We start from the raw sequence: 13,473 nt of genomic DNA, 5'->3' as shown, positions 1-13,473 counted from the left end.
TATATAATAAAAATAAGCAATATAAACGAGATAATGTTCTTGTTCATAGTTTATTATCTATAATTAATTGACGATTATGGTTGCTCTGTATGAGTGAGTTAGGGAGTAGCTATAATGTAAAATAGGCTTCACAATAATGCGAAGCCTATTTCAGAAATTAAGTATGTGTAAAAGGATTATTTAACTTGATTGAACTCTAAGTTCACATTGATTTTTACATCTTTAGCGATAGCTTGTCCTGATGGATCATATGCTACTCCGAAGTCAAAACGGTTGATCGTAGTAGATGCTTGGAATCCTAATTTAGTATTTCCTTGTCCATCATCTTTTAATAAACCACCATAAGTAAGGTCAAAAGTTACAGGCTTAGTGATATCTCTGATTGTTAAGTTACCTTCTAATTTGTACTGATCTTTACCTACTTTTTTGATTGATTTACTCTCAAAAGTCATTGCAGGGAACTTCTCAGCTGCGAAGAAAACATCTGCTTTTAAGTGGTTGTCACGCATCTCGATAGATGTGTTCACACTGTTCATATCTACTGAGAATTTAAATGTTCCTTTCGTTAGGTCTTCAGGTGTTCCTTCGAATGTTCCTTCGTATTTATCAAAACGACCATCTACGAAAGAAATTCCTAAGTGCTTCACAGAGAAGTTTAAAAATGAGTGGTAGTTATCTACATTCCATTTTGTTTGAGCGAATGATGCAACAGAGAATAATGTTGCTACGAATAATAATGCTATTTTTTTCATGATAATAATTTTAATTGTTCTGTTATTTATTACAAATTTAGTACCACATTTAGCTTTAAGCACTTAACCTACATTAAGAAGTGTTTTTATCTTGTGCAATTGTGGTTTTTTATTTCTTTTTTTTAATCGTAATCCTTTCTTTAATAGTAGGATAGAGGAGTTTATTATAATTGAAAATCTTTATCTGTATATAGTTTAGTATTTTGTATTTCTTTGATGTTTTTTGCTCCACCTAAGAACATATTGATAGTCAATTCCTTATTTAACTGATCGATTACAGACGTTACCCCTTGACTACCTCCTAGGTGTAGGGCGTATAGTATAGGACGTCCTATCGCTACAATATCTGCTCCACTAGCTATGGCTTTAAAGATATGAGACCCTCTTCTCACTCCACTGTCAAAGATGATAGGTACACGCTTATTCACTGTCTTAGCTACTAGTGGTAGTACATCGAATGAAGATGGACCTGCATCTAACTGTCTTCCTCCGTGATTAGATACCCATATCGCATCTGCTCCTGCTTGGATGGCGATTTCGGCATCTTCAGGTGACTGTATTCCCTTGATGATAACAGGTAGTCCAGTTAAGTCCTTTACGTACTTAATGTCAGAAGGCTTAAAGTCTTGTTTGGCTTGAGCATATATTTCTGTAATACCAGCTCCTTTACCAGTCTTGTTGCCATCAGCTTGTTGTGCTGCGAATAACTCTAAGTTACCCATTCCTAGTGGGAAAGTGAAGCCTGTCTTAATATCTTCTTCTCTATACCCACCTACTGGCGAGTCTACTGTAAGGATGATAGCCTTAGCTCCGTATTTCTTAGCTCTGTTAAGCGTAAACTTGTTGAAGTCATCATTTTTACTCATGTATAACTGAAAGAAGAAAGGCGCTCCATTAATACCCTCTGCTACTTCCTCTATTGTTTTGTTACCATAAGTACTAAGCGAGAATAGTGATCCTGCTGCTATCATACCTTTAGCAGTAGCTATCTCTCCATCTACGTGAGATAGTCCTTGAGCTGCCATTGGTGCTTGTATGATAGGTGTTTTTAGAGGAATACCGAATAGAGAAGTAGATAAGTCAATATCCTCATGTTTAATCCCTTTTAGCACACGAGGCATGATGTATTTCTTATCGAAGTTCTCCGTGTTAATCTTTAAGTTATTCTGGTCTTCAGCTCCACCTACGATATACCCAAAGGCACCCTGATCCATCTCTGCTTTTACTTGTCCTTCTAGCTCGTGTAGGTTTACTATTTTTAGTTTTTTATCAGCTGTACTCGCTTGGTATCCTTTGCCTTTTTTGTTTTTATCTTGAAATACAGTTTTTGTTGTAGTATCCTTTGTTACTACATCAGCAAAGGCACTTGTCATTAGTGTTATTGCAGTTAATGTGAATATTGTCTTTTTCATAAAAAATCTGTTTTACTTTATTTATAGGACAAAGTTACAGAGGGGTAGATGTATTAGTGGTTAATATAGATTAAGAACGTATTTAGTTGAATAAAAACAATATGTAGCATATTAAATTCATTATTTTTTGTTTTTTATGAGAATGAGGTAATGATGATTGTTTTTAAATAATTGTATATATTATCTATTAGGGTGTGTTTTTTGTTTATTTAAATCTATTTATAAGAATGGAGTTGAATATTTTTGCCCTTAAAAGACTTTTTTAAGTTATTTTGGAGTTTGATTGCTGTTTTAACTTGTTGTATATTAAGTGTATGTGCATTTTTGGATTAATACTGTTCGGAAGTTGTTCGGTAATACCTTGTGTTTACTCAGACTAGAGAGTGTTTTACCGAACTAAATCAAATCTGTATCCGAACAATCTCCTACTAAAGAAGAACTAAAAATCGGTAAAATTACTTGTAAAGTGCAACATGAATCATAGTGTACACACTTAATGACATAAAAAAAGCCACTCTATATCAGAGTGGCTTTTGTGTATAGGGTAGATGATGGATTACATCATTTTCTTTAACCAGTTTCTCATAGATACTTCGTTCTCTATGATGTTCTTAAGGTCAGCGATTGCTACACGGTCTTGTTTCATCGTGTCACGGTGACGGATAGTCACAGTCTTATCTTCTAATGACTGGTGATCTACAGTGATACAGAATGGCGTACCTAGTGCATCTGCACGACGGTAACGACGACCTACTGCATCCTTCTCATCATACGCTACATTAAAGTCCCATTTAAGCTCTTCGATTATCTCTTGAGCTAACTCTGGAAGACCATCTTTTTTCACTAATGGAAGTACAGCTGCCTTAGTAGGAGCTAGTACAGATGGTAATCTTAATACTGTACGAGTAGAACCGTCTTCTAATGTCTCTTCTACTAATGATTTAGAGAATACAGAAAGGAACATACGGTCTAGACCTACTGAAGTCTCTACTACATAAGGTACATAAGAAGTGTTGGTCTCGTTATCGAAGAACTGTAGTTTCTTACCAGAGAACTTCTCATGTGCTTTAAGGTCAAAGTCAGTACGTGAGTGAATACCTTCTAATTCTTTAAATCCGAATGGGAAGTTAAACTCAATGTCAGTAGCTGCATTAGCATAGTGTGCTAATTTCTCATGGTCATGGAAACGGTAGTTCTCTGCTCCCATTCCTAATGATAAGTGCCACTTATGACGAGTCTCTTTCCAGTACTCGTAGTACTTCATCTCTTCACCTGGTTTCACAAAGAATTGCATCTCCATCTGTTCGAACTCACGCATACGGAAGATGAACTGACGAGCAACAATCTCGTTACGGAATGCTTTACCTGTCTGAGCGATACCGAAAGGAATCTTCATACGACCTGTCTTCTGTACGTTTAGGAAGTTTACGAAGATACCTTGTGCAGTCTCAGGACGCAAGTATAAGTCCATAGCAGAGTCTGCAGAAGCTCCTAGCTTCGTACCAAACATTAGGTTAAACTGACGTACTTCAGTCCAGTTTTTAGAACCTGTATCAGGGTCAGCGATCTCTAGCTCTTCGATAAGTGCTTTTACATCTGCTAAATCTCCTGAATCAAGACCACGAGCCATACGCTCTAAGATCTCTTTTTTCTTCGCTAAATATTCTACTACACGAGGGTTAGTAGCTACGAATTGTTCTTCGTCAAAAGATTCGCCAAAGCGCTTTTTCGCTTTCTCGATTTCCTTTTGAGCCTTTTGGTATAATTTTTCACAGTAGTCTTCGATAAGAACGTCAGCTCTATATCTTTTCTTACTGTCTTTATTATCAATTAATGGGTCATTAAACGCATCTACGTGACCAGAAGCTTTCCAAGTGGTAGGATGCATAAAAATCGAGGCATCAATTCCTACAATATTTTCGTGCATTTGTACCATGGATTTCCACCAGTACTCTCTAATGTTTCTCTTTAACTCCACACCATTCTGAGCGTAGTCATATACTGCGCTTAGACCATCGTATATTTCACTAGAAGGGAAGATGTATCCATACTCCTTAGCATGCGAAATAACGTTCTTAAAAATATCATCTTGTTTTGCCATAGTGCAAAAGTAATAAAAGACTTTAAGATTAGGAACTCTGCCATTGGCATTTTAGTGTTAATAACCTAAAGTTTATTGATTTACTATATTAATTAATCGTTTTTAGTTGAATGTTGTTGATTGTATGCTGATAATATACGCTCAGTATTCTCGATATGGCCTGTCATATCCCATTCATCATGTCCTGGTATAATGACTTTAGCATTCTTAAATTTTTGTTTTACGGCTTCGATAGTCTTAGGCCAAGCTATCACGTTACCATCGGCTATATTACCTATAGTGGTAGCTTCGGCACTCTTAATCAGGCATCCTCCGTATAATACTTCTTCTTTTGGAAACCAGACTACGGTATTATCTAGTGAATGTCCTTCTCCTAAAAAGTATACAGCCAACTTCTCATTGCCAAAGGTAAACTGTTTTTCTTTATTAAAAGAATGTTGAGCTTGTGGTTCATTGCGTTCTTTTAATATTTCATTGGTCAATGCATAGGTATACGTCTGTGCTCCTATACTGTTAAAGTAACCTAATCCACCAGAACGATCTTCGTGGAAGTGGGTAGTGATGACCCATTTAACCTCTTTGTTATGATTCGATCTGATGTACTCTAATAGAGGTTCGTACTGATCTTTATCCCAAGGTGTGTCTATTAGAATAACGCCTTCGTCTGTCAGTACGTACATCGAATTAGAAGAGTATGTTACTCCTTGAAACTCTTGATAAGTAGTGTATATATACATATTATCATTGAGTTGTTTGATTTTTAGTTTGTCAGATTGAGCGTGTACTAATGTAGTACAGATTAACATCGTTATGACACTAAGTATTCTGTGCATGGCTTATTTATTTCGTATTGAGATTAGTGATGAGGTTATACCCATCCTTTCTTCTTGAATTTTTGGATAACAGCTAAGAATTGGTTCATTTCTTCTGGTGTGCCTAACGTTATTCTGCTCCACTGTAATAGGGGAGGGAAAGGACGACCTACGATAATACCTTCTGATGCCATGCCATCTATATACTGCTGTTGATCACATTTTATCTTGTGGAATAAGAAGTTTCCTTGGCTAGGTAGATATTCTATTCCTAGTGCATCAAAGGTCTCTGTCGTGATACCAAGAGAATTAGCATTCACTGCTCTACTGTGTACGATGAAGGCATTGTCTTTTAAAGAGGCTGTACCTGCTACTGCAGTAGTCATACTAATGTTCTCTACTGCCATATATGGACTTAGTTCATTCGCTAGATTTTCTGTAGATAGGCTATATCCTAACCTCATACCTGCCATGGCAAATATCTTAGAAAAGGTACGCAGTACAATGACATTCTCTCTCCCTTCTCTAATGAATGAAGTCCCACTCACGAAGTTTTTGTCAGTGATGTATTCTGCATAGGCTTCGTCCACCATGAAGAAGTTCTTCTTAGCGTCAACACTAGTTACCCAATCTGCGATAGCACTAGAGCTAGTTAATGTCCCTGTCGGGTTATTAGGGTTGCATAAGTAGATGATAGAGATGCCATCAAAGTTGTCTGCTGCTTGCTTCATCTTAGCTAGATCCATACAGAACTCCTTATCTAGTGGTACATTAACGACAGGAATACCCATGCCTTCTGCATGACTAGCAGCTAAGAAGAACGATGGATCTGGTGAGATAAGCTGTACTTTCTGCCCATTTTTGACTGCTTTATACACTTGTAAATTCACTGTAGCTCTAATTAGATCAGAAGATCCCACTCCTAGAGTCACCTGAGCTGGAGACATCTTAAATATATCAGCGATGGTGCGTTGTAATTCTTTTATATAACTGTCAGGATATCGATTTACATTAGATAAAACGTCAATAATTGCATTTTTAGCTTTAGGAGATATACCTAAGCTATTTTCGTTAAAGTGTAAGAATAACGGGTCATCAACTGATGTTGGTAAACCTAAATCTGCAATAGATCCTAATGCTTGTGTTGTTGCAAATCCTTGTGTAAGGATACTTCCTGCGAACAACGTTCCTGATAGTTTTAATAAATCACGTCTGTTCATAGTGAATAGAATTACTGTATTATGTAAATAAAAAATGCCTCAATCGGAAGATAAGGCTCTTAGAAAAATTAAAGTTAGTGGATATCTATTGAATAATCGATACTTAGATTAGAATATTTTGGTATAATTTTATGAATTACATCAGAATTATGATGTTTGGTTAAAAGTAGTGTAATAATCAAGGAGAAATAAGTAGTTGAATTATAAATAAGTAAGAATTCACTAGGGTAGGCTAGGAGTAAAAAATAACATTATAATATTGCTAACCCTTATGAATAGCGGAGCAGATGTTAATATAGTAGTGTGAATATTTTGCGAAATAGCGCTACTTATTGTCAATGAGGGTGGTAAATGAAAAATATTCTACTAAATATTTTGTTGTAAGTTAATTTGTGTTAAATTTACATAGTCTTTAATGAGGTGCATATCTTTATGATAATTAAGTAAATAAGGGTAGTACCAAATAATTTAAAGGTTGTTTAATTATATACAAAATTAACTATGAAAAAAATCACGTTTATGGTATTAGGAATGGCTGCTATGGTAGCTGTTGCTTGTGGTGAGAAGAAAGAAACTGCAAAAGAAGGAGAGGCTACTACAACTGAAGTAGAAGCACCTGCAAAAGAAGAGGCTCCTGCTGCTTCTGGATACGATGCAGTATTAGACAAGTATGAAAAAATCGCTGATGAGCACATCGCTTTGATGAAAAAAGTACAAGCTGGAGACACTGCAGCTCTTACTGACGCTACTAAAGTAAGCGAGGAATTAATGAAAATCGCTGAGGAGTTACAAAAAACTGACCCATCGACTATCACTAAAGAGCAAACTGCTAGATTCCAAGCTATCGCTGAGAAATATCAAAAAGCTTTAAAGCCTTAATTACGGCTTAAATAGTATACTTAGAGAGTGCTATCCTTTTTGGATAGCATTTTTTTATAATTGAGGTTTTAATGTTATAGTGTCCCATTAGTTGCGACCATTATGGGGCATATAGGGTCAGATATAGTCATAAGAGTCTGTATCATCAAAGCAGTGTCAGTAGAATAGTAGCTTTGTGGTGTAGTTCTTTGACATATTGTTTATTAGTGATTCCTTATTGCGTAAAAAGCAAAAGGGAGTATTATCTAGATAATACCCCCTTTGGTAGTAGATGAGAAGTGAAGTTATTCTTCCTCTTCTGTATTTTTTAACTTCATAAGTAATGTGTAGGCTCCTTTAGTAACTATCTTCTGATTAGCTAATTGATCTGCGTTTATTATTTGTACATATCCATCTTCTTTAGGGCCGATTTTTACAGGAGTCATCTCATAAGTTTGTTTTGCTGTTTCTATAAAAACATAGTTTTGTTTCTCAAAATAAACAACACTTTCTTCTGGCAAAGCTTGTGATACAGCTGCGTGTGTATCTATGTCAGCATTCATATACATACCAGGAACTAGCTTCTTATCAAAAGCTTCAAAGTGACAATGTACTTCTGATACTCCATCTGTGTTTACATCCATGCTGATTAGTATAATCTCTCCTTCATATTTTTTATCTGGTGCACCGTTAGTATAACTTACTACACGCTGTCCAATCTCTAGCTTATCAAGGTCTTTTTCATACACCTTTAGGTTTAGGTGTATATCGGTAGGGTTAATTAATTCGAACATTACATCAGAAGGAGTTACATACTTACCCACATTGACAAAAACATTACTCACAAAGCCATTAATAGGGCTGTAGATATTAATAGTTCTACTAATATTAGTATGAGTCAGTGAAGCAGGGCTAATGTTGATTAAACTTAACTGCTGTGCTAATGCATTCATCGTGATGCGTTGATTATTCATCTCTGCTTGCGCGATTTGCATGACCTTATCACTACTCGCTTGACTTGCGTTTAGGTCTTTCTGACGGTTGTAATCTAGTTTTGCAAACTCATATTTGTCCTTAGCGATTAAGTAATTCTGTTGTAATTGAATATACTGAGGGTCTTCCATCGTAGCGATTAGTTCACCCTTTTTGATATGCATACCGGGTAATAACTTAGTACTCTTAAGGTATCCTCCTAGAGGGTTAGTTATGGAGATGAGGTTCTGTGGAGGTACATCTATTTTACCGTTTAGTTTTAGCGTTGTTGCTATTTTGCGCTCAGTCAGAGAACCTGTTTCTATAGTTGTATTCTTTATCTGTGCATCTGTTAGATGTACAGTAGTTGTGTCTTCGTCTGTTGCAGAGATAGGTTCTTCTTCTTTTGGCTCTGTCTTACATTGGGTGAATAGTGTGATACTCGCTAAGGCAAGTCCTAGAACAAAGTATTTGGTATTGATATATTTAGATAGCATGATTATTAATTATTAGAAGTTAAGTAGTTAATCTGGATGATATTGTCATTGTACATTTTTAGTGTATCTAAGTACTTATTGACAGTTTCTAGAGCTTGGTTGATCAGCATCACATATTCTAGATAGTTGATATCTCCGTTGATGAACTGTAATTGGGCTGTCTTTGTAATTGTATTAGAGTTATCAAAAGAGAAACTTTCATATTTATTTAGAATACCTTGGTTGTTCTGATGGGCTATTAATAACTGTTGATAACGTGAGTTCATAAGGTCTCTAGTCATCGTGTATTCTGCTTCTGCTACTTCTTCTGCTACTTTAGCACTTTTAATACGACCTCTCTGCCCACTAGTGAATAGGGGTAGTGAGATACCTACCTGAAAGGAATGGAAACGATTATTCCTGTCATAATACACATCGTTAGCCGCCATGCCCATAAAGCTACTGTTATTATAAGCCGCTTGTAGGTTAGGAAGTTGTTTAGATCGCTCTAGTTTAGTTTGCTCTTGTGCAATTATCTTTTGGTTCTCTATTAATTGAAGCACAGGGTTGTTTTCTAAATCACTTTCTAGACTAGACAGTTCTAGTTTTTTCTGTTCTAATGAAGGAACGATGTTCTCAGATGTATTTAATAAATACTGAAGCTGAAGTTGAATTAACTGTTTTGTTTTTTGTACTTCACCTAATTGTGCTTGAATACTTAGTTGTTGATTCTGAGCCATTGTTTTCTCTAAGATATTGCTCTCTCCTTTTTGTAGACGAAGAGTAGCCTTGTTGTAGAAATTGGCGTACAGACTATCTGCACGTAGTAATAGAGCTTCTTTCTCTTGCCAATAGATAAAATCATAGAAGTTCTGAGTGACTGTTTTCTTTAGCTCATATCCCTTTAGGTTAAGGTTATAAATGCTTTGTTGATGTTCAGCTTTGTATACGTTTTTCTGTTTATTATATACCGTCGGAAAAGCAAAGTCCTGAGAGATAGAGAATTTATTGTCCGTATAAGGGCCGTTTATCTGTCCAAACTCTCCTGTGATAGTTGTTTGTTGTATATCTGTGGCTGTTCTAATAAATGCTTTAGCATATTCTGTTTTTAGTTTTTCTGCACGGATAGTACTGTTATTCTCTATCGCTTGAGCTAAGGCATTCTCTAGGCTGATAGGCGTCTGTGCCTGAGCAGAAAGACCTAGTCCTAAAAAGATAGCAATAGCTGTTATCACTTTTTTCTTTTTCATAAAGCTGAAGTGTAATTTTTGTTCAAATGTGATATACAACAACGGTAGTATAAATAGGGTAAGGAATGTCGCTAACATTAAACCTCCGATTACTACTGTTGCCAATGGGCGCTGTACTTCTGCTCCTGCACCGTTACTCAATGCCATAGGTAAGAAACCAAAGGATGCCACACAAGCAGTCATTAATACTGGGCGAAGCCTAGATTTAGCCCCTCTAACTACGATGAATACAATGTTTTTTATTCCAGATTTCTGAAGTCTATTAAACTCAGCAATAAGTACTATCCCGTTTAGAACAGCTACACCAAACAGTGCAATAAAGCCTACTCCAGCACTGATACTGAACGGCATGCCTCTAAGGGCTAATAAGAATACACCTCCAATGATAGATAATGGAATGGCTGTAAAGATCATTAAACACTCTCTGATATCTCTAAAGGCAAAGAACAATAATAGGAATATCAAGACAAGCGCTAAGGGAACTGCTATGGCTAATCGCTCTTTTGCTTCGTTTAAGTTTTCGAATTGCCCTCCATAGGTAATTTGATAACCTGTAGGTAGTTTGATTTGTGCTTCTACTTTTTCTTGTAGCTCTTCTACTATACTCTGTACATCTCGATCTTTTACATTGAATCCTACGAATATTCTACGCTGTGCGTTTTCACGTTGGATTTGATTAGGACCTTCTTTTATTTCTACATTTGCTAATTGATTTAATGGAACTTGATTACCTAAAGGAGTAGGGATTAAGAGATTTTCGATATCAGATAGGTTTTTTCGGTTGGTTTCGTCCATACGAACAACCATGTCAAAACGCTTTTCTCCTTCATACACCATGCCTGTACTTTGACCAGCTAACGAAGAATTGACTATTCTATTGATCTCAGCTATCGATAGTCTGTAACGCGCAATAGCAGGACGGTTATACTCAATCATTAATTGAGGCATTCCTGTTACGGGTTCTACATATAAGTTAGTTGCTCCTTTTACAGTATTAGCTATATTACCTATTTTACCTGCTATTTCTGCTAATTGATCAAGGTCTTCACCGAATACTTTGACTACGACATCCTGTCTAGCACCTGTCATTAGTTCGTTGAAACGCATCTGTACAGGGAATTGGAAGCCGACAGTCACGCCTGGTACTTCTTCTAATGCTTTAGTCATCTTCTCTGCTAGTTCTGGAAATGTCTTTGCTGATGTCCATTCTTTTTTGTCTTTTAGGATAACCATCATATCACTAGCGTCCATAGGCATAGGGTCTGTAGGTACTTCTGCACTACCTATCTTAGTCACTACTTTCTCTACTTCAGGGAAGCGTGATTTAAGGATATGTGCAGTCTTTTGAGTACTTTCTATAGTCGTGGTTAGCGTACTACCATTTAGTACTTTTGTATCTACTGCAAAGTCTCCTTCTTCAAGAGAAGGAATGAACTCTCCTCCTAAAGTAGATAAGATGTATAGGGCAATAGCAAATAAGACTCCTACAATAGCATAGATTGTTTTTGGTATTTCTAATACTTTGACAAGACATTTCTGATAGAACTTCTCTAGTTTCGCCATTACTCGTTCAGAGAAATTTGGTTTATGAGTTACTTTTCGGCTCATAATTAGAGAGCTCATCATCGGTACATACGTTAATGATAATAAGAATGCTCCTAATAAGGCGAAGGCTACTGTCTGAGCCATCGGTTTAAACATCTTACCTTCAATGCCTTCTAATGTAAGAATAGGGATGTATACGATAAGAATGATAATCTGACCAAAGACTGCGCTGTTCATCATCTTAGATGCTGAGTGTACTACAGTCTTATTCATATCTTCTTGAGATAGCTTATTCATTGATTTGTACCTGGCGTTATGGGAGAACTGATGGAGTACGGCTTCTACAATAATTACAGCTCCATCTATTATTAATCCAAAGTCTAGAGCTCCTAAACTCATTAGATTACCACTTACTCCGAAGAGATTCATCATACAAATAGCAAATAACATCGCTAGGGGTATAATAGAGGCCACTAGCAGCCCTGCTCTCATATTTCCTAAGAATAGGACTAGTACAAATACGACGATAAGTGCTCCTTCAGTTAGATTGGTCTCTACAGTACCGATGGCATTATTAACCATTTTAGTACGGTCAAGGAAAGGTTCTATAACAACGCCTTCAGGCAAAGTCTTTTGGATTTCGGCTACTTTATCTTTGACATTCTTGATGACATCATTGCTGTTCTCACCTTTAAGCATCATTACGACAGCACCTGATACTTCGCCTTTATCATTATAAGTCATGGCGCCATATCGTGTAGCATGCCCTATCTGTACTTTAGCCACATCTCTAATTAGAAGAGGCAATTCAGTATTTTTAGAAGTAATAGCAATATTCTCTATGTCTTCTATAGAGGCTACTAATCCTTCTGTTCGTATATATAATACAGTAGGTCCTTTTTCTATATAAGCCCCACCTGTATTCTCATTATTGTTTTCTAGAGCAGAGAACACATCGTTAATTGTGATGCCATAGGCGTCTAGCTTGTTAGAATTAACAGCTATTTCATACTGTTTTAGTTTTCCTCCAAAACTGCTGACTTCGGCTACTCCTTTAACAGAGAGTAATTGACGGCGCACAACCCAGTCTTGTATTGATCGTAGTTCTGTAAGGTCAAACTTGTCTTCATATCCTTCTAATGGTCTTACTACATACTGGTATATTTCTCCTAGTCCTGTAGAGATAGGACCTAGTTCTGGTTGTCCAATATCTTGTGGGATATCAGCTTTAATTTGATTTAAGCGTTCTCCTACTTGTTGTCTTGCCCAATAGATATCTACGTCTTCGTCAAATACAATAGTCACTAGAGATAATCCGAAACGAGAGAAACTTCTCATATTCTTAATCCCTGGAATATTACTGTTTGCTTGTTCTATAGGGAAGGTTACTAACCGCTCTATATCTGTAGCTCCATAAGAAGGCGCAACTGTAATGACTTGTACTTGGTTATCTGTGATGTCTGGTACAGCATCAATAGGTAGTTTAGATGTCTGGTAGATACCAACACCGATTAGAGCTAATACAAATAGCCCAATGATGAGTTTATTCTTTACAGAAAACTCAATTATTTTATTTAACATGATTTTAGTCTGTTAATACGTTAAAATTGCGTGATAGGTATAGCCAACTTATCCATGTATAGATACACAGAAAGCTAACTTATTCTTTGCGATAAGGTATTAACAGTATTTAGGCGGTTGCCAAATAGAGGATAGGTAATTACTCTCAACTTCATCTTCGTTGAAAGCGTGTATTTTATTGTCCAGTGTATTGAACTTAATACGGTCTATTTTTAGAATAGGAGTAGGGGTAACGATGCCTACTATACTTACAAAGTGTGTGTGCGTAACGAAAGGAAGTTTCTCATCCATAGGATCTCCTTCTTCTTTATGACTTTCACTGTAATGTATTTGTAAGAATCCCCAGAGTGATAAATCTGGATTACTTGTCGTATGCTCAATGTAATGTTCAACCAATAGCGGAAACTTCAACACCTGACCTAGCTCAGTTGTCGAAATTAAAAAGAGTGCCATAAGAAATATTGCTATTTTTCTTTTCACTTTAATTGGTTGTT

Annotated in this window: 9 protein-coding genes; 1 reads left to right on the top strand and 8 read right to left on the bottom strand. The window is 36.4% G+C overall.

The genetic code is table 11. The annotated features are described in order from the left end of the window. Window positions 1–176: 176 nt before the first annotated feature. The 5 genes from MODO_RS10320 to MODO_RS10300 all read right to left on the bottom strand — a co-directional run bounded on the left by MODO_RS10320 (window position 177) and on the right by MODO_RS10300 (window position 6,297). Window positions 177–752 carry a YceI family protein gene (locus MODO_RS10320; protein ID WP_006259858.1) on the bottom strand — a complete coding sequence of 192 codons (576 nt, stop codon included), beginning with the start codon at window positions 750–752 and terminating at the stop codon, window positions 177–179. Between the two features lie 164 nt (window positions 753–916). Further along, window positions 917–2,164: a lactate oxidase gene (locus MODO_RS10315; RefSeq protein WP_006259857.1), complete on the bottom strand. Its 1,248-nt coding sequence runs from the start codon at window positions 2,162–2,164 to the stop codon at window positions 917–919. A 556-nt stretch (window positions 2,165–2,720) separates the two neighbouring features. Next, window positions 2,721–4,265 carry a glycine--tRNA ligase gene (locus MODO_RS10310; protein WP_006259856.1) on the bottom strand — a complete coding sequence of 515 codons (1,545 nt, stop codon included), beginning with the start codon at window positions 4,263–4,265 and terminating at the stop codon, window positions 2,721–2,723. A 92-nt stretch (window positions 4,266–4,357) separates the two neighbouring features. Next, complete coding sequence (locus tag MODO_RS10305) at window positions 4,358–5,098, bottom strand: subclass B1 metallo-beta-lactamase MUS-1 (protein WP_006259855.1); 741 nt, start codon at window positions 5,096–5,098, stop codon at window positions 4,358–4,360. 35 nt (window positions 5,099–5,133) lie between these two features. Continuing rightward, the gene (locus MODO_RS10300; protein WP_006259853.1) at window positions 5,134–6,297 is read right to left on the bottom strand and encodes a pyridoxal phosphate-dependent aminotransferase; all 1,164 of its coding nucleotides are present in this window, start codon (window positions 6,295–6,297) and stop codon (window positions 5,134–5,136) included. A gap of 501 nt (window positions 6,298–6,798) precedes the next feature. Here MODO_RS10300 and MODO_RS10295 point away from each other — a divergent pair. Then, window positions 6,799–7,176 carry a DUF6591 domain-containing protein gene (locus MODO_RS10295; protein ID WP_006259852.1) on the top strand — a complete coding sequence of 126 codons (378 nt, stop codon included), beginning with the start codon at window positions 6,799–6,801 and terminating at the stop codon, window positions 7,174–7,176. Window positions 7,177–7,460: 284 nt separating this feature from the next. Here MODO_RS10295 and MODO_RS10290 read toward each other — a convergent pair whose 3' ends face one another. The 3 genes from MODO_RS10290 to MODO_RS10280 all read right to left on the bottom strand — a co-directional run bounded on the left by MODO_RS10290 (window position 7,461) and on the right by MODO_RS10280 (window position 13,432). Further along, a complete protein-coding gene (locus tag MODO_RS10290; RefSeq protein ID WP_006259851.1) occupies window positions 7,461–8,624 on the bottom strand; it encodes an efflux RND transporter periplasmic adaptor subunit in 1,164 nt (387 codons plus the stop codon). Between the two features lie 5 nt (window positions 8,625–8,629). Further along, on the bottom strand, window positions 8,630–12,979 hold the full coding sequence (locus MODO_RS10285; protein WP_006259850.1) for a CusA/CzcA family heavy metal efflux RND transporter: 4,350 nt from the start codon (window positions 12,977–12,979) through the stop codon (window positions 8,630–8,632). 99 nt (window positions 12,980–13,078) lie between these two features. Further along, window positions 13,079–13,432, bottom strand: coding sequence for a hypothetical protein (locus tag MODO_RS10280; protein ID WP_006259849.1), 354 nt, complete (start codon window positions 13,430–13,432; stop codon window positions 13,079–13,081). Between the last annotated feature and the right edge of the window lie 41 nt (window positions 13,433–13,473).

The organism is Myroides odoratimimus, assembly GCF_001485415.1.
Taxonomy (GTDB): Bacteria; Bacteroidota; Bacteroidia; order Flavobacteriales; family Flavobacteriaceae; genus Flavobacterium; species Flavobacterium odoratimimum.
This window is presented reverse-complemented; position numbering and strand designations above follow the sequence as displayed.